The following is a 15,978-nucleotide window of genomic DNA, read 5'->3' as shown; positions in this document are numbered from 1 at the left end:
CGCGGTTCGTCCCTGCCGGGGCTCCGTTCATCCCATGCCGGATGGCCGCCATCCCATGGTGCCGATACGCTCCCGGCCCATGCGCGAGCATGAGCACGAGGCAGCGGCACCAGAGCCCATCGAGGTATCGCCCCTTGCCTCGTGGGCCGTGTGGACCGGCGCGGTGGGGTGGTGGCTGGCGGACGCTCTGGTCACCGTCAGCCAGGTGCGGATCCTCCAGGGCCTCCGGGAGGTGGATGTCCCCGAGGGGCCGATGTGGCGCATGACGCTGGTCAGCGCGCTGCTGTGGGTGCCCTTCACCGTCATGTGCCTGCGGCTCTCCGAGCGCGTTCCCTTGAGCCGCGCTCGCCCGGTCCGCACGGCGGCGGTGCACCTGGCCGCTCTGGCCGGTGTGGTAGTGGGACGCGCCGTCTTCGTCCTGCTCACCCAGGAGCTCATCGGGTGGTACGCCCGCCCACCGGCCTTCAGCACCGTGCTGGCGCAGAGCGTGGCCAACAACGTGCTGCCGTACCTCTTGATGACGGCCGGCGCTCATGCGCTCGGGCTGGCCCGCAGGGCGCATGTGCGGCAGCACCGCGCGGACCAGCTCCAGGCGCAGCTGGCCGAGGCCCGGCTGCAGGTGCTCGCCGCTCAGCTGCGACCCCACTTCCTCTTCAACGCCCTCAACGCCGTGGCCTCCCTGCTGCACCGCGATCCAGACGCCGCCGAGCGGATGCTCGCCCGGCTGGGAGACCTGCTGCGCCAGAGCCTCGAGTCCGACGGGCGCCAGGAGGTGACGCTGCGCGAGGAGCAGCAGGCCCTGGCTCCCTACCTGGACATCGAGCGCACGCGCTTCGGCCCCCGGCTCCAGGTGGAGTGGCAGCTGGCGCCGGAGGTGCTCGAGGCGCGCGTGCCCCACCTGGCGCTCCAGCCGCTGGTGGAGAATGCCATCCGCCATGGGCTGGCCCCGAAGGCGGAGCCCGGAAGGGTGCGCATCACCGCCGAGCGGGACGGAGATGCGCTCCGCGTGCAGGTACAGGATGACGGGGTGGGCCTGCCCGCCGAAGCCTCTCCGTCCCGGGGCGGAGGCGTCGGCCTGTCCAACCTGCGCGCACGCCTGGCGACCCTCTATGGCGCGCGTGCCGCGCTGGAGCTGCGGCCGGGCACTCCGCGAGGAGCGATCGCCGAGCTGTGCCTGCCGCTGCGCGCCGCCGAGGCGGAGGCTGGAGCGTGAGCAGCACCGAGGGCGCGGCTCCCCTCCGGGTGGTGGTGGCGGATGACGAGCCCCTGGCTCGCGAGCGGCTGCGCACACTCCTGAGCACCGAGTCGGGCGTCGAGCTGGTCGCCGAGGCCGCCAGCGGTGCGGAGGCGGTGCGGGCCGTGCTCGCCCACGCACCGGATGTGCTGCTGCTGGACATCGAGATGCCGGCGGGAGATGGCTTCGAGGTCCTCCGCGCCCTCCCGGCCGAGCAGGTGCCGGTGGTGGTCTTCGTCACGGCCTGGCAGCGCTACGCCGTGCAGGCCTTCGAGGCGCAGGCGCTGGACTACCTGCTCAAGCCGTATGACCGGGAGCGCTTCCGGGGCGCCCTGTCCCGAGCCCGCCAGCAGGTCGAGCTCGTGCGAAGGGCCGAGGCGGCACCGCGACAGGAGGCCCTGCTGTCGGGGCTGGCCATGGCGGAGACGCCCCTGCGACGGCTGCCCGTCAAGGTGGACGGCCGCATCCGCTTCATCGACTGCGCCGCCATCACCCACGTGGAGTCCGAGGCCAACTACGTCCGGGTGCATGCCTCCGGCGAGCAGCACGTGCTGCGAGAGACGCTGACCCACCTGGAGGCCCGGCTGGACACCCGGCGCTTCCTGCGCGTGCACCGCTCGGTGCTGGTGAACCTGGACCAGGTACGGGAGCTGGAGCCGCTCTCTCAAGGCGAGTACCTGCTGGTGCTGAGCGGAGGGACGGCGGTGCGCACGGGCCGCAGCCACCGCGCGCGGGTGGAGCAGGCGCTCGGGCTGTCTCCGGACGCCTCCGGCTCCCGCTGACTCATCCCCAGGTTCCTCCCGTTCATCCCGGGCCCCGCTCGGTCCGTCCCCGGTGTCCAGACGGCGAAGCGTTTCACGCGTAACTCCAGGGCCATGGCGGAGGCGAGAGCTCCTCCCTCCGCCGCGCAACCCTTCCCTGGAGGAAAACACGATGTCCCTGCCGAAGCCCCGCCTTCCCGTCCTGCTCGCCGCGCTCGTCCTGGTCGCGGCCCAGACCGCGCTCGGAGGCGCGCCCCGGACTCCCGAGGTGCTCGCTCCCGGCTTCATCTCCCTGCCGGAGCAGGAGGAGTACCGCATCGTCTTCACGCCGGACGGCCGCACGGCCTTCTGGTCCGTGGGCACGGAGTTCTTCCCCTTCTCGCGCCAGGCCACCATCGTCTACACCGAGTGGCGCCATGGCCGCTGGACCCAGCCGCAGGTGGCGCCCTTCTCCGGCGTCTACAGCGACCTGGACCCGTTCGTCTCGCCGGATGGCCGCTTCCTCTTCTTCTCCTCCATCCGTCCGGTGAACGGAGTGCCGCGCACGGACGCGGAGCTCTGGGTGGTCGAGCGCCGCCGAGACGGCTGGAGCGAGCCCCGCCACCTGGGCGCCGCGGTCCACAGCCCGGCGGACGAGCTGTACCCCAGCGTGGACGCCTACGGCACGCTCTACTTCGGCTCGGACCGGGAGGGTGGCTACGGTGGGTGGGATCTGTGGCGCTCCCGCCTGCAGGCGGATGGAAGCTACGGCCCCGCGGAGAACCTGGGCCCCACCCTCAACACGGCGGTCTGGGAGTTCAACCCGCACATCACCCCGGATGGCCGCACGCTGCTCTTCACCTCCATCGGCCGCGAGGATGGCTACGGCTACGGCGACCTCTATGTGGCCGAGCGCGTCAGGGGGCAGTGGAGCCCCGCTCGCAACCTGGGGCCCGAGGTGAACACCGCCCTGGACGAGTACCACCCATCCCTCTCTCCCGACGGGCGCGTCCTCTTCTTCGTGCGGCACCAGTATGAGCCCTTCCTGCCGTCGGAGCTCTTCCACGTCCGGGCCCGCCAGGTGGGACTGAGGCTCTCGGCGGACGCTGGCGAGGAGGACTGAGGCCTCCCGCGCCGCTCGCACGCGCTCGCGGTTCCCGGAGATCCCTGGGAAGATGCCAGGCGCGAAGCGCGGGGAGCCCTGGCCCACAGCCAGGGTTCCCCCTTGCGAACACCCGAGGAGAGACAGACGCGATGTCCCTGAGACGCCCGTTGCCCCGTGGAAGCGTGCTGCGCGTCGTGCTGTGGATCGTGAGCATCGTGCTGCTCCTCGTCGTCGCGGTGGCCTTCGTGGCCGACTGGCACCTGCGCAGCAAGTACGAGCCCGCCATCGGTGCCTTCCGGAGCGAGCTGAAGGCGAACATCGGCTTCTTCTGTGAGCAACAGACGCTGCTGGCGCGCGATCCGTGGTTCCACGAGCCGCGGACGGAGGGCGACGCGGGGCCCCTGCTGAACGCGTGGCTCCCGTGGGAGCCCCAGCGCGACATGCCGAAGGACTCCCCTCTGCGCATCCCCGCCCACCTGCCCCAGAGCCCCCAGGACTTCAAGGACTGGCTCACGTCGAACGTCGACGTGTCCACCCTGGACTTCGCGTGGATGAAGAGGCTCCACGCCATGGACCGGTGGGATCTCTCTCGGAACACCCCCACGCCGATGCCGGAGCGGATCAACTGGGCGGAGGCGTCGGTCCCCGGCTTCGGTCCGCTGCAGCTGTGGGCCAGGTTCCGGCTGCTGCATGGGCTGCGCACGGGGCAGCCGCTCGAGGCGGCCAGGGACGTGCGCCACCTGGCCTGGCTGTCCTACCGCACGGACATCCTCCTCGGCGGCGCCATCGCGACCGTCATGCTGCGAGCCGAGCGCGAAGCCCATGACTCGCTCCCCTCCCCTCCGCCGCAGTGGCAGCCCATGAGCCACGAGCAGCTCGACCGGATGCGCGCGATCATCATGGAGGGCGCCGCTTTCTCGAACGTCGCCGCTCCGCTCGAGGTGGCCAGGCAGGCCCGGAGCTGCGGCGAGCCGGTGGTGAGCCGCTGCATCGCGCTCACCGAGGCGGGCTTCATGCTGAAGCTCCTACAGCCCCTGGCGGAGGACGCCTACCGTGACGTCTACGACGCGTTCGCCCGGGACGTGGAGGGGCCGGGCTGCGCCACCCAGCTCCCTCGGGAGGCCTGGGCCAGGGGAATGACGGTCGCGGAGATGCAGAAGGCCGGCACGGAGAATGAGTTCACCAGGCAGCTCGACACGCTCCCAGGAAGCTATCTCAGCTCACGCATCTCGGGGGTCTTGATCGCGGTCGGCACGCCGAGCATCAAGAAGCTCAAGGAGCTGAGCGCACGGCTCGCGCCAGCGCAGCCCCAGGCGACGAAGCCCTGAGCCCTCGGCGCCAGGCGATGATGCGGTCGACCGCTTCGCCGACGCGCCCCTTGAACCGTGGGCGCCGGCCGTCATCGTGGCTCTTTGGGTCAAGCCTGACGTTGAGGCGCTCCGGCAGCGGCTCATCCTCGTCAGGGAGCCTTCTTCAGCACCTGCCGTGCTAGCAGGCGGCCTGGACGGAGGCCTGGGTCCCACCTGGGTTCACTCCCACCCAGACCCTGGGGAACCCGGTTTGCGCCCATGTCAGCCGAGGCGCGACAATCTCGAACCCCAGGGGCCCCTCGAACCGAGCGGGTGGCCGTACCTCATCCCAGCACCGCCCAACCTTTCCTCTCGGCCCATTCCGGAGAGATGCAATGAAGACGTTCTACCCGCAGCGTCGTGCCCGGGGAGCGCAGGCACGGGCCTCGCTCCCGAACGCCTCGATGCTTCCGCCGCAGCCCGTGAAGATGCGCCGCCGCACCTTCATGTCCGCCGCGCTGTTCGGCGCGACGACGCTCGCCGTGGGCTGCGGGAACGAGTCGACTCCGCCGAGGACACCTCCTCCTCCAGGCGTCCACATCACCGACGTGAAGACGGGGGAGGATCTCTTCGGATACCTCGAGCGGAAGCACGGCGGCTTCGAGCAGTCCCGGCTGAACCAGCTCATCGGCGCGGCCAACGAGTTCAAGGAGGGAGACGAGACCGCGGGGCTCGCCGCCGCCGATGAGACTTCTCGCGCCAACGCCCGCCTGCTGCTGTCCAACACGCGCATCGGCGAGCTGCGCGCCCACCCCTTCTTCGACGATGGCCTCTTCCAGCTCATCGAGACGGGCGTGGACGCCGCGCAGGCCTCCCAGGTGTCCGGCTGGACGATGGGCGAGCTCAAGCGCTTCCTGCTCGAGCGGAGCGAGGCGGAGATCAAGGCCATCATGGGCGGGCTGAGCAGCGACATCATCGGCTGCGTCGTCAAGCTGATGAGCAACGCGGAGCTCACCGCCGTGGGCAGCAAGGTCTTCAACCCGCTGCCCGGCAGCAACCTGGGCGCCAAGGGCTACCTGGGCGCGCGCATCCAGCCCAACTCCCCCACCGACAACGTGGAGGACATCCTCTGGCAGGTGTTCGACGGGTGGGCCTACGGCGTGGGAGACGTGGTGCTGGGCACCAACCCCGTCTCCAGCGACGTGAACTCGGTGACGGCGGTGGAGCTGGCCCTCAAGGACGCGCTGGACACGTTCGGCCTGGCCGAGACGATGCCCCACTGCGTGCTGGCCCACATCGACATCCAGGACGAGGTGGAGAAGCTCCACCCGGGCTCCACCGCGCTCTGGTTCCAGAGCCTGGGCGGCACCGAGGGCGCCAACAAGACGTTCGACGTGACGCTCCCCAAGATGCTGGCGCACGCGGCCAGGCGCACCGGGCAGTACGGGCTCTACTTCGAGACGGGCCAGGGCGCCGATGGCACCAACGGCCACGGCAACGGCTTCGACATGGTGGTGCACGAGTCGCGCAAGTACGGCTTCGCGCGGGTGCTCAAGCAGAAGGTGGCCGCGGCCCAGGTGGCGGCGGGCAAGACGGCCAGGCCCTGGGTGCACCTCAATGACGTGGCCGGCTTCATCGGCCCGGAGGTGTTCCGCTCCAAGGAGCAGCTGGTGCGCTGCTGCCTGGAGGACATCGTCATGGGCAAGCTGCACGGGCTGATGATCGGCCTGGACGTCTGCTCCACGCTGCACATGGAGGTGTCCCTGGACGACCTCGACTGGTGCCTGGACCAGATCATGCCCGCCAACCCGGGCTACCTCATGGCGCTGCCCACGAAGAACGATCCGATGCTGAGCTACCTCACCACCGCGATCCAGGACCACGTCCGCATCCGGAACAAGTTCGGCTACAAGGTCGAGGACAGGATGTGGGCCTTCTTCAAGGACCTGGGCGTCATCGACGCGCAGGGCAGGCCGGGGCCGCACTTCGGGGACCCCACCTGGGTCTACCTCCAGTACCGCCGCAGGAAGGGGGATGCGCGCACGGACGCGGACATCCTCGCCGAGGCTCGCGCTCGCATCACGGAGATCCACAAGCGCGGCGTCTTCATCGCCGAGGGACACGGCCCCAACCCGTGGGACTTGAACCCCCAGCTCGACAAGGAGGTCCGCTTCCTCTACGAGGACGCCAAGGCCAGCATCTTCGCCGAGCTGCCCGCCACGTTCGCGGCCTCCCTCGCCCTGCCCCTCGCCGTGCAGACGGAGTCCAAGGACCGCCGCGACTACATCCTCCATCCGCCCACGGGCGAGCAGCTCTCGGCGGACGCGCTCGCCAGGCTGACCACCCTGCGCACCAGCCAGGGAGGCCGGTATGACGTGCAGATCGTCATCTCGGATGGGCTCAACGCGTGGGCACTCACGGATGAGGGCCACCTGGCGCCGTACCTCGAGCGGGTACGCACGGAGCTGGAGGCGGGTGGCTACAAGGTCGCGCCCGAGCACATCATCGTCACCGCGGGGCGTGTGCGGGCCGGCTACCGGATCGGCGAGGCGCTCTTCGGCTCGCTGCCGGACAAGACGTCGCGGCGCGCCATCCTCCACGTCATCGGCGAGCGGCCCGGCTCGGGACACCACGCCTACTCCGTCTACATCACCGCGCCGAACGTGGACACCTGGGCGCAGGCGGGCTCGGTGGACCACAACATCACCCGCGTGGTCTCCGGCATCGCGGACACCGCGCTGACGCCTCAGGCCGCCGCCGTCGAGACGGTGAGCATCCTCAAGCAGATGGCGCCTCGGTAGCCTGGCTGCGGCCTTCACGCTCCTGGCGCTCGAGCCCGTCACCGGACAGGATGCCGGTGACGGAGGAGAGGCCAGGGATGGAGCACAAGGGACGCACCCCGTGGCTGCCGGAGCTGTCCGGGCAGCTGCGGGAGGTGGATCGCCTGCGGCGCGGCGGGCGCTATGAGCAGGCGCTCGCCCTCATCCGGCAGCTCGCCGAGGAGCACCCCACGCAGCTACGGGTGCTGCTGGAGGTGGGGCTGACGCTCGCCATCTGGGGACGGGCTCCCGAGGAGGCCCTGCCCTGGTTCGACCGCGTCCTGGAGATGGCGCCGGGGCACCTCACCACGCGGCTGCACCGGGCTCTCACCCTCGCCCGGGTGGGGCGCCACACGGAGGCCGTGGCGGACTTCACCACCGTGGAGTCCCTGGGGCACCGCCGGCTCATCATCCTCTATGTGAAGCGCGCCGAGTCCCTGCGGGCGCTCGACCGTCACGCCGAGGCCGAGCGCGACTGGAGCAAGGCCCTGCTCGATGACCCGGGCAACCCCTGGCTGCTGCAGCAGCGTGCCCAGGCCCGGGCCCGGCAGGGCCGGCTGGAGGAAGCCATCCAGGACCTGACCGACGCGCTCGCCTCGGAGCAGGAGGACACGGTGGACCCGGAGCTGTTGCGCGACCGGGGAGCGCTGCGTGCCCAGCTGGGAGACACCGCCGGGGCCCGCGCCGACTTCGAGGCGGGGATCTCCGCCTTTCGCGAGGGAGACCCACCGCAGCTCCTGGACTCGCTGCGCCAGGGGCTCCAGGGCACCTCCGCGCCACGGTAGCGCGGCCTGGCCAGGGGCCTGAGCAGTTCCGCCCCCGCGCCCGGTCCACCCCCGTGTCGGGCGCGCTTTGTACGAACTGGTCTGCTTGTCATACCAGTTCGCTACCGGTTCGCGCACAGGGGGCCTCCCTGGTCAGGCCATGGCCTGGCCCAGGGCACGAACGCTACCAGCGGGCTCCAGCGCACGTCTGGCTCTGGAGGACGCTCATCGCGGCGCTCGAGGAGGCTCCCTCCGCCCCCCAGGCCTCCGCCCAGCCGGCAGCCGTACCCCCGAGGGCAAACCGGAAGAGAGCCAGGCGACACGGTGGCAGCGTCACGCCTGCCCGCCCGAAGCGCCTGTAGTAGAAGAGGCGGCCATGAGCTCCCGCACACCCGCACGCCAGCCCATCGTCCTGCGTCCCGGAGAGGGGCGCCCATATCCCATGGGGAGGATCAGCGCCGTCTTCAAGTCCGACGGAGACGAGACGGCGCAGCGCTACTCCATCTCCGAGTGGTGGCTCGACCCGAACACCAAGGGCCCGGGCGCTCACTCGCACCCGGAGGACGACGTGTTCTTCGTCCTCGAAGGCACGATGAGCATCCTGGTCGGCAACCAGTGGATCGACGCGACCCCCGGCTCCTTCGTGCTCGTGCCAGGCGGCGTCACCCATGACTTCGAGAACCGCGGCGACCAGCGCGCCGGCATCCTCAACTTCACCCCGGGCGAGTTCGAGTCCGAGATGAAGGGCATCTCCGACTGGTTCCTGCAGCACCCGCCGGGCAACGCGCGCTGAGGACCGCGCGGCGTACGCACGGGACCTTGCGATATCGGGAAGTGGACGGAGCTCCCTCGGGCTGTCCGATACCTCACGCACACATCCTGGGAGCAGAGAGCGGGCCGGCAAGGAAATACCTATCAATCGGAATACCCAGACCCCATGGGCAGGCTCACCCGAGAGGAGAACCCCATGAAGAAGGCTCCGATGATGGAAGCGCCCCGTACCTTCCAGCGAGTGGGCATGACGCGGTGGGCCGTCGGCTGGCTCGCCACGCTGTGCCTGGGAGTGAGCGCTTCAGGCTGTGGGCCCGCGGAGCCTCCGGCCGAGGCTCCGTCACTGGAGAGCGCCACCCTGGAGCTCACCTCCATCAATGGCCTGTCCGCCAACGGCCTGTCCGCCAATGGCCTGGCCACCAACGGCCTGTCCGCCAATGGCCTGGCCACCAACGGCCTGGCCTCCTCGGTCTTCGTCCAGTGGTTCCAGCAGGATCCGGCGCTCGCGAACATGCTGATGACGTATGTCGTCCGCTGCGGCGTGCCTGCGGGGCAGACCCGCTCGTATACCCACCGCCAGACGGGGCAGACCTATACCTGGGCGGGTGGCCTGGGGCTGGCACCGGACTGGTCCAGCGGCCGCCCGGCCAGCTACAACGAGCAGCAGGTCATCACGGCCTGCCTGCTGGCCCACGTCAACCGGTACGGAGAGCACGTGATGATCTCCGTCCTGGGCTTGAGCGCGTGGGGCAGTCCCATCCCCTTCACGATCAGCGAGCTGTCTGTCTACTCGGTGCGCGAGGCCTGCTTCTTCGGCAACATCTTCACGCCGAACAGCCTCTTCTTCGGCGTCGACCGCCCCATCAACAACGAGGGCGAGTACCTCACCCGGGCCTGCGGAGCGCTGGGCTCCGGCGGCGCGTCCGGGCAGTGCGCCCCGCTGCGCTTCGTGGGCCGGTGCTCGCAGTTCTGCTCGCCGGGGCTGGGAGGCACCTTCTACTCGAGCTGCACCTACAACGGCTTGAGCTACCGGCCCATCACCACCCGGATGAAGCAGTCGGACTACAACCACCTCTTCCTGGACTAGCGGCTGACAGCCCAAGGCGGGTGGAACGGCGGCGGGTTCGATTGCCGCCGCCCCACAGAGCAACCCGCTACTCGGCCTTTCGGCCAGGTCACGGCGCCTCGTGACACACGGCCTCGATGTTGTGACCGTCCGGATCGAGCACAAAGGCGCCATAGTAGTGGGGGTGGTAGTGAGGCCGCGGACCCGGCGCGCCGTTGTCCCTGCCGCCTGCCGCTATGGCCGCCTTGTAGAAGGCGTCCACTGCTTCGCGAGAGGGGACGCGAAACGCAACATGGATCGGCGGTGTGACCGCTTCGCCCTGGCTGATCCAGAAATCGGACCCGTCCGCATGGCAGAAGCCCGCACTTTCCTTCTGCCCTTCACGCCTGGCAGGCAGCTCGACCACGCGCGAATGGCCGGTGGGTGCGAGCGCTTGCGAATAGAAGGCCTTGCTCTTCGCGTAGTCGCTCACGACGACGCTCAAGTGATCGATCATTGGAACTCCGAATATAGGCGCGCGGATATGATTGAAGAGCTTGAGCACGGTCAGCCCCCGGGGTGGGGACGGTGGCCCTTCCAGCGTGGGTGCCATCCAAACTCGTACCCGAGGAACCGGAAGTGTTCCTTCCGCGCGTCGCGAATGCTCGGTTTCTCCTCATTCAGCATCAGCATCATCCCCTCCAACCCTCCACGTACCTGCACCAGGGCCTGCGCCGCGCCTGGTCTGCTCAGCACGACGAAGTCATCGGCGTAGAAGCGATCGCGGACAACTGCGCTAGGGGGCGCCCTGTCAACTCATCGGACGTGTCCTTTGCGACGATGTGAACTCCTCGATCCGCGTCAGCTTGTCTGGATTCCTGACGATGTAGATCGCGACGATCCTACCATCGCGAATATCAAGCGCGGTCGTCTGCAGCACGCTCCCACGATCGATACTGACATACCCAGGGAGACCATCGATTGTCGCGGTACGTAGCAATGTCGGTGGCTGCGCGGCCTTGCGCCTGACGCCGGCAAACAGTCGCAACGCGCGCTCGATCCCGCGAATAACATTGCGGAAGGCCAGCACTCTGCCACCGCCATCGGTATGAATCTCAACGTCCTGCGCCAGCAGCGCCGACAGCGCAGCGGTATCGCCATCGCGCGCTGCCGCGAAGAAGGCGCGCGCGATCCGGTCGCCTTCGGCAGCTTCGATGGTGTACCGAGGACGTGCGTCCTGGACATGTTTGCGAGCACGCGAGGCGAGCTGGCGCACGGCGGCAGGTTCGCGACCTAGCGCCGCCGCGACATCGCCGAGCGCCACGTCGAATACGTCGTGGAGCAGGAAGGCTGCGCGCTCAAGCGGCGAGAGACGTTCCATCGCCAGCATCAGGGTGATCGTGATGTTGTCGGCGATCGTCTCGTCGGGCTCGACCGCACCGATCAGCGGCTCCGGCAACCAGGGACCGACATATGTTTCGCGGCGCGCGCGTGCGGACTTCATCCGGTCGAGGCAGAGGCGCGTGACGACACGCGTGAGATAGGCCGCTGGCGTATCGATGCCGCCTGTGACGGTCGCGAAGCGCAACCAGGCGTCCTGCACGACGTCCTCCGCCTCGCTGATCGAACCAAGCATCCTGTAGCCGAGCCTCACGAGGCGCCGGCGTTCGCCCTCGAAATCAGCGGTTCTCTGGTCCTGTACCACCTGCGCGTTCTTCATCTGTTGGTGCCGTCCATGCGGGTGACGAGGCAGGCTGTCCCGCTGTGACATCATCGAGGTCGGCCGGAAACTTCCTACCGATGTCACACCCGAACCCGGTGCCTCGTCATGCACGATAGCGCCGATGGTCGGCGTCTATCGAGGAAATCATCATGACCGCGACTGCACGTTTGAACTGGCTTGAAGTGGCGCCAGCTGGCGCGAAGGCGCTGTTCGGCATCCACCACTACATCACCCATGAAACTGATCTACCCGAGGAGCTGATCCACCTTGTCTTCCTGCGCGTCTCGCAGATCAATGGCTGCGCGCACTGTATCGACATGCATACCCGCGACCTGCTCAAGACGATGGCCGCCGATAAGGTGACACTCGTACCGGTGTGGGCGGAAGTGCCGCATCTGTTTCCCGACCAATATCGCGCGGCACTGGCGTGGGCCGAGGAGGTCACGCTGGTTAGCGAAACTCATGCGTCGGACGAGGCTTATGCCGCAGCCGCGGCGGCGTTCGAGCCCAAGGACCTGGTCGATCTCACCATTACAATCGCGGCGATGAACGCCTTCAACCGGCTCGGTGCGCCGTTCCGCCTTCCGGTGAAGGCAAAGCCCTGACGGCAATGATGCGACCTGATCGGTCTGCGGGGAGGAAAGTGCCCGCTCCCGGACCGATCGGAGATACCTTGGACTTGAGGCCCTCCACAACCCCCGAACGCTTACGCCGCCTCCATGCAGGCTGCCGCGAAAACGGTGAAGGCGAGGGCGTCTCCGTAACGGCGGGTCATCCAGGGCTTCTCCTTCCGGGAAAAAGTGTCACGGCGGCGGTGCCCGGAGCGGGACGGGGCTCACGCCCGCGGGGCGTTGCACCTCTATCTGGCGTAGTAGAGGCCGGCCTCGGTGAAGTGGACTCCCGAGGACACCTGGTTGTTGGGCCCTCGGAAGACCTCGTGCAGGACGCCGAAGCTCATCACCTTGTAGGACTGCGGGCTGGTACTGAAGTACCTGCCGCAGTTGGCCTCGGTGGGATGCTGGGCGCAGTACTCGTTCAGCCTGGTGACCGTGTGCAGGAACTTGGACTGGGGGATGTGAATCCTGAAGAACTGCAATCCCGTCCAGGTGTGCGTCCTGAACGTCTGGGAGTACGGTGACACCGTGATGTGCTCGTTGGTCTGCCAGGGCGTGCTCAGGAAGGGGACCTGGCTGTCGTGCTGCACATTCGCGGACCACGAGGATCTGTTGTCGTAGACGCCAAGGACATACGCCAGGATCTTCCCGCTCGCCTGGAATGCGAAGATTCACTGGGGAATCTAGCACCGCCACGAACAGGGTCAGCACCGTCCGGGGGTATAGGAGCGCACTGCCCGGCCCTGGAAGGCGCTCCCCCCATCCTCAGGACAGAGCCTGCCGTCGCTTGTTGTACTGGCTCGACGACCCTTCTGGTGGAGGCCGTCGAGCGCTCGAAGTTCGTCAGGGGGCCTACGCGCCCAGGAAATCCTCAGGCCGTAGCGACTACGGGCAGATGCTTCCCACCCTGCGACACACATCTCCACAGTGGCAGTCGTAGCCCGACCGACAGGAGGCATCGGGCCTCTCGCAGTAGAGGCCGCCACCCCCACCGCCGGACGCGAGCACGCCAGTCACGGTGGTGCTGGCGAGCACCGGGGCGCTGTCCGAGTCGGAGGTGTGAACACTGAAGGCGTAGCTATTGCCCGCCACGATCCATCCGGCGTCCGCGCAGGCCGAGCCATTGTTGCTCTCCTTCGTGAACAGCTGGCCTGCCCCTCCATTCATGCGCACCCGGATCCACACGGGGGCGGTGAGATAGGCGGTGGACCAGCAGATCCGGCTGGTCCCCGCGGCCCCGGCCGCTACCGAGACCGTCTCGGGGCTCGCGCTGATGGAAGCCTGCGGCGGCCCCGCGGGTACGCACTGCACCGCGTTCCATCCCCCGAAGCACGAACCGCAGTAGTCGTTACAGGTGTAGTAGCTCGGGACGGAGCCGGGCGGACAGACGAGGCCACAGATCAACGGACTCTGGACGGTTCCAACCTCCTCGGCCTCGACGGCGGGCCCCATGTCGACCCCGCACGCCGTCACGAGAGCAAACAGCACGAGCGAAACAGTCCTCAACTTGTTCTTGAACATCCAGTTCTCCCAGGGCTGGCGCTGAAGCGCCTCACGTTCGCAAGGGACTTTCCTCGCGAATAAGGGAGACACAGTGCGCGCCAGCTATGCAGAGAGCTCCTGTCTTCCGCTCGAGACACAACTTTCTCGCGGAAGACACCACGGGCAACCCCGTCACCGGTGTTCATGCTCGGTCGTCCCGACTTCGCGATGACCATGACCCCCGACGAGCAGGCCACGATGCGGGCGCATGGCGAGTTCCTCCAGAGCCAGCTCGCCGCCGGCACGCTCGTGGTGGCGGGCCCGGTGCCCGACCCGGCGGGTGTCTTCGGCCTGGGCGTCTTCGAGGCGGAGTCCCTGGACGCGCTCCGCCGCCTGCTCGATGGCGATCCGGCTCAGGTGATCGGGCGCTACGAGCTCGCGCCCATGGGCCCGACCGTCGTCAGGCCGGCCCGCCCCCAGGGCGCGTAGCTGCATGGGGCCTTACCTGTGGGAGCGGACTGGCGCGTGCATACTCCTCGGGTAGGCTGGGTGGAGGCGGAAACCACCGCCCTCTGCACGCCGAGGCCCGCGATGACGGATGCACCGACCCCTGACTCACTGCGCTCCGGGAGCCTGGTAGGCCCCTGGCGCGTGGAGCCCGAGGCCGATGTTCCGCTGGCGGAGTCGGCGCCAGCACCTGCCATGAGCACCCGCTTGCCTGTGCCTGTGCCTGTGCGCGGCAAGTCCGAGGTGGATGTATGGGCCTGGTGGAGAGGGCTCTACGCACTGGCATTGGTGCTGATGACCGTGGGGGGCATCTGGTGGATGGGTCATGGCCCTCACTCGAGGACGCCGGTGGTCACTCCGGTTGAAGCGACAGGGGAAGAAGTGCCGTGGACCGACGAGCCCGCATCGCTGGCGGATGCCTCGGTGACTGTGCGGGTGTCGCCTCATGATTCTCCCGGTGCACCAGGCGCCATCTCGCTGGAGGTGCCTGAGGAGCCGCTCCCGGGCCAGCTCCATCCTCCCTGTCGACGTCGCGGCGAAGTCGAGATCAACGGCGGTTGCTGGGGCCTGGCCAACTCCGATCCTCCCTGCGAGAACCGAACCTATGAGTGGAAGGGTGCGTGCTACTGGCCCGTGCTCGCGCGCACCCGTCGCCCCACCTCGGACAAGCCGCGGTAGTGCGGCGCGGCGATCGAGCCCTGGGCCTCTTGCTGGCCGGGGTACTCCCTCGCGTCTCGCGGTCTCGACGGATGGCTCGGTCGCCAGGAGGCTCGTCGACACGGCATTGCTGGCGCGCAAGCATGTCTACGCCGCGAGCGCCTACGCGGGCCCCGAGATCCTGGAGGAAGGTCACTGAGAGGCAGCGGGGAGGCTCGCTCCAGGAGGCGGGCCGGTCGGGGGGAGTGCAGCTCTATGCGTTCCCGGATGGCACCGAGGCCTCGGTTGTCGTGTCGTTCAAGCGTCCGTTGCCGGACGAGATCGAGGCGGAGATCAAGGCGCGGAATTGGACCTCTTCCGCCGCATACCTGAAGGGAGAGAAGACGCGGGACCGCGCCTATTCGTGCGACGGGTACGGCGTCATTCGCAATCGTGTGGGGGATTGGTAATGGCTCCGTTGAATCTGTCGGAATCGGTGCACCTCAGTCGCCACGCCCTTAGCGAAAGAGCTGGGAGCGAAGGTGGTGGTGCTTGAGACGCCGTCCGACATCCGTGGGACTGGCATGGTGGGCGAGCTCTCGGCTCGTATCACCGACGCCTTCTCTCAGGCGAAGGCGAAGGTTCGCAAGGACTACGGGCTCCTCGTCATTACCGAGGCCGACGATCTCGCGCTCAGTCGCGCGGAACTCCAGGCGCACCATGAGGATCGGGCCGGTCTCAACGTGCTCATCAAGCAGCTCGACCTCCTGCAGCGAGAGGAGCATCGGCTTGGGGGCGTGATGATCACCAACCGGATTGGTGCACTGGATCCCGCAGTCCGACGCCGCGCCGCGCTCGTGCTCGAGTTCTCCCGCCCGGGCGCCACCGAGCGCCGGGCCATCTTCGAGCAACTCCCGAACTGGTCTGCTTGTCATACCAGTTGGCTACCTGTTCGCGCACAGGGTGCCTCCCTGGCCAGGACGCTCCCTCAGCGCAGGCGCCTCCCTCCAGGGCACAAGAACTTCTTCGGACAGACTCTCGAGCCGTCCGTCAAGAGACTGAGCAGGACCGGCACTTGCCGCCACCGGTGGTTCAGGGATTCACCATCGACGGCTTATGCAGGTACCGCCAGCTCGGAGGACTTGAAACCAACCCGCTGGTTGCCCTCCTGGTCTACGCCGTACTCGCGGGCCCTGAGCTGGACCGTCCGACCTTCCCGAGTACCTCAAGGGCACTGACACGCGGGTCT

Annotated in this window: 16 protein-coding genes; 12 read left to right on the top strand and 4 right to left on the bottom strand. The window is 68.3% G+C overall.

The window, feature by feature from the left end:
- Positions 1-55 precede the first annotated feature (55 nt).
- The 8 genes from KY572_RS11010 to KY572_RS10975 all read left to right on the top strand — a co-directional run bounded on the left by KY572_RS11010 (position 56) and on the right by KY572_RS10975 (position 9,809).
- Entirely contained in the window at positions 56-1,213 is a 1,158-nt protein-coding gene (locus KY572_RS11010; RefSeq protein ID WP_224242509.1) for a sensor histidine kinase, read from the top strand.
- Positions 1,210-2,016, top strand: a complete 807-nt coding sequence (locus KY572_RS47750; RefSeq protein ID WP_224242508.1) for a LytR/AlgR family response regulator transcription factor — start codon at positions 1,210-1,212, stop codon at positions 2,014-2,016. The genes KY572_RS11010 and KY572_RS47750 overlap by 4 nt, the downstream gene beginning before the upstream one ends.
- A 151-nt stretch (positions 2,017-2,167) precedes the next feature.
- A complete protein-coding gene (locus KY572_RS11000) occupies positions 2,168-3,097 on the top strand; it encodes a TolB family protein (protein WP_224242507.1) in 930 nt (309 codons plus the stop codon).
- Positions 3,098-3,228: 131 nt separating this feature from the next.
- The gene (locus KY572_RS10995; protein WP_224242506.1) at positions 3,229-4,407 is read left to right on the top strand and encodes a hypothetical protein; all 1,179 of its coding nucleotides are present in this window, start codon (positions 3,229-3,231) and stop codon (positions 4,405-4,407) included.
- Positions 4,408-4,763: 356 nt separating this feature from the next.
- Positions 4,764-7,169 (top strand): ethanolamine ammonia-lyase subunit EutB, encoded by a 2,406-nt coding sequence (gene eutB / locus KY572_RS10990; RefSeq protein WP_224242505.1) that lies wholly within the window; start codon positions 4,764-4,766, stop codon positions 7,167-7,169.
- Positions 7,170-7,246: 77 nt separating this feature from the next.
- Positions 7,247-7,972 carry a tetratricopeptide repeat protein gene (locus KY572_RS10985; RefSeq protein WP_224242504.1) on the top strand — a complete coding sequence of 242 codons (726 nt, stop codon included), beginning with the start codon at positions 7,247-7,249 and terminating at the stop codon, positions 7,970-7,972.
- Between the two features lie 355 nt (positions 7,973-8,327).
- Positions 8,328-8,744 carry a cupin domain-containing protein gene (locus tag KY572_RS10980; protein WP_224242503.1) on the top strand — a complete coding sequence of 139 codons (417 nt, stop codon included), beginning with the start codon at positions 8,328-8,330 and terminating at the stop codon, positions 8,742-8,744.
- A gap of 174 nt (positions 8,745-8,918) precedes the next feature.
- A complete protein-coding gene (locus tag KY572_RS10975) occupies positions 8,919-9,809 on the top strand; it encodes a hypothetical protein (RefSeq protein ID WP_224242502.1) in 891 nt (296 codons plus the stop codon).
- A gap of 88 nt (positions 9,810-9,897) precedes the next feature.
- On the opposite strand, the gene KY572_RS10970 is transcribed toward KY572_RS10975, so the two are convergent.
- Positions 9,898-10,380 (bottom strand): VOC family protein, encoded by a 483-nt coding sequence (locus KY572_RS10970; protein WP_224242501.1) that lies wholly within the window; start codon positions 10,378-10,380, stop codon positions 9,898-9,900.
- A 198-nt stretch (positions 10,381-10,578) separates the two neighbouring features.
- Positions 10,579-11,487, bottom strand: coding sequence for a sigma-70 family RNA polymerase sigma factor (locus KY572_RS10965; protein WP_224242500.1), 909 nt, complete (start codon positions 11,485-11,487; stop codon positions 10,579-10,581).
- Positions 11,488-11,639: 152 nt separating this feature from the next.
- Here KY572_RS10965 and KY572_RS10960 point away from each other — a divergent pair, with 152 nt between their 5' ends.
- Positions 11,640-12,095, top strand: a complete 456-nt coding sequence (locus KY572_RS10960) for a carboxymuconolactone decarboxylase family protein (protein WP_224242499.1) — start codon at positions 11,640-11,642, stop codon at positions 12,093-12,095.
- 254 nt (positions 12,096-12,349) lie between these two features.
- Here KY572_RS10960 and KY572_RS10955 read toward each other — a convergent pair whose 3' ends face one another.
- Positions 12,350-12,694, bottom strand: coding sequence for a hypothetical protein (locus KY572_RS10955; protein ID WP_224242498.1), 345 nt, complete (start codon positions 12,692-12,694; stop codon positions 12,350-12,352).
- 295 nt (positions 12,695-12,989) lie between these two features.
- Positions 12,990-13,625, bottom strand: coding sequence for a hypothetical protein (locus KY572_RS10950; protein WP_224242497.1), 636 nt, complete (start codon positions 13,623-13,625; stop codon positions 12,990-12,992).
- Positions 13,626-13,790: 165 nt separating this feature from the next.
- Here KY572_RS10950 and KY572_RS10945 point away from each other — a divergent pair, with 165 nt between their 5' ends.
- The 3 genes from KY572_RS10945 (at position 13,791) to KY572_RS48100 (ending at position 15,967) form a co-directional block, all read left to right on the top strand.
- The gene (locus tag KY572_RS10945) at positions 13,791-14,075 is read left to right on the top strand and encodes a YciI family protein (protein ID WP_224242496.1); all 285 of its coding nucleotides are present in this window, start codon (positions 13,791-13,793) and stop codon (positions 14,073-14,075) included.
- A gap of 767 nt (positions 14,076-14,842) precedes the next feature.
- Positions 14,843-15,199: an HORMA-1 domain-containing protein gene (locus KY572_RS10940; protein WP_317987836.1), complete on the top strand. Its 357-nt coding sequence runs from the start codon at positions 14,843-14,845 to the stop codon at positions 15,197-15,199.
- 72 nt (positions 15,200-15,271) lie between these two features.
- On the top strand, positions 15,272-15,967 hold the full coding sequence (locus KY572_RS48100; RefSeq protein ID WP_407659929.1) for an AAA family ATPase: 696 nt from the start codon (positions 15,272-15,274) through the stop codon (positions 15,965-15,967).
- Positions 15,968-15,978: the final 11 nt, after the last annotated feature.

The sequence above is a fragment of the Hyalangium gracile genome, from assembly GCF_020103725.1.
GTDB lineage: Bacteria > Myxococcota > Myxococcia > Myxococcales > Myxococcaceae > Hyalangium > Hyalangium gracile.
Note: the sequence above shows the minus strand (reverse complement) of the source record. Positions and strands in the feature narration are given on the sequence as shown.

Bases quoted from the DNA above. Each gene is read 5' to 3' on its own strand.
- KY572_RS11010 (WP_224242509.1), top strand. From the start codon at position 56: ATGGTGCCGATACGCTCCCGGCCCATGCGCGAGCATGAGCACGAGGCA.
- KY572_RS11000 (WP_224242507.1), top strand. From the start codon at position 2,168: ATGTCCCTGCCGAAGCCCCGCCTTCCCGTCCTGCTCGCCGCGCTCGTC.
- KY572_RS10995 (WP_224242506.1), top strand. From the start codon at position 3,229: ATGTCCCTGAGACGCCCGTTGCCCCGTGGAAGCGTGCTGCGCGTCGTG.
- eutB (WP_224242505.1), top strand. From the start codon at position 4,764: ATGAAGACGTTCTACCCGCAGCGTCGTGCCCGGGGAGCGCAGGCACGG.
- KY572_RS10985 (WP_224242504.1), top strand. From the start codon at position 7,247: ATGGAGCACAAGGGACGCACCCCGTGGCTGCCGGAGCTGTCCGGGCAG.
- KY572_RS10980 (WP_224242503.1), top strand. From the start codon at position 8,328: ATGAGCTCCCGCACACCCGCACGCCAGCCCATCGTCCTGCGTCCCGGA.
- KY572_RS10975 (WP_224242502.1), top strand. From the start codon at position 8,919: ATGAAGAAGGCTCCGATGATGGAAGCGCCCCGTACCTTCCAGCGAGTG.
- KY572_RS10970 (WP_224242501.1), bottom strand. From the start codon at position 10,380: ATGGCACCCACGCTGGAAGGGCCACCGTCCCCACCCCGGGGGCTGACC.
- KY572_RS10965 (WP_224242500.1), bottom strand. From the start codon at position 11,487: ATGAAGAACGCGCAGGTGGTACAGGACCAGAGAACCGCTGATTTCGAG.
- KY572_RS10960 (WP_224242499.1), top strand. From the start codon at position 11,640: ATGACCGCGACTGCACGTTTGAACTGGCTTGAAGTGGCGCCAGCTGGC.
- KY572_RS10950 (WP_224242497.1), bottom strand. From the start codon at position 13,625: ATGTTCAAGAACAAGTTGAGGACTGTTTCGCTCGTGCTGTTTGCTCTC.
- KY572_RS10945 (WP_224242496.1), top strand. From the start codon at position 13,791: ATGCTCGGTCGTCCCGACTTCGCGATGACCATGACCCCCGACGAGCAG.
- KY572_RS10940 (WP_317987836.1), top strand. From the start codon at position 14,843: ATGGCTCGGTCGCCAGGAGGCTCGTCGACACGGCATTGCTGGCGCGCA.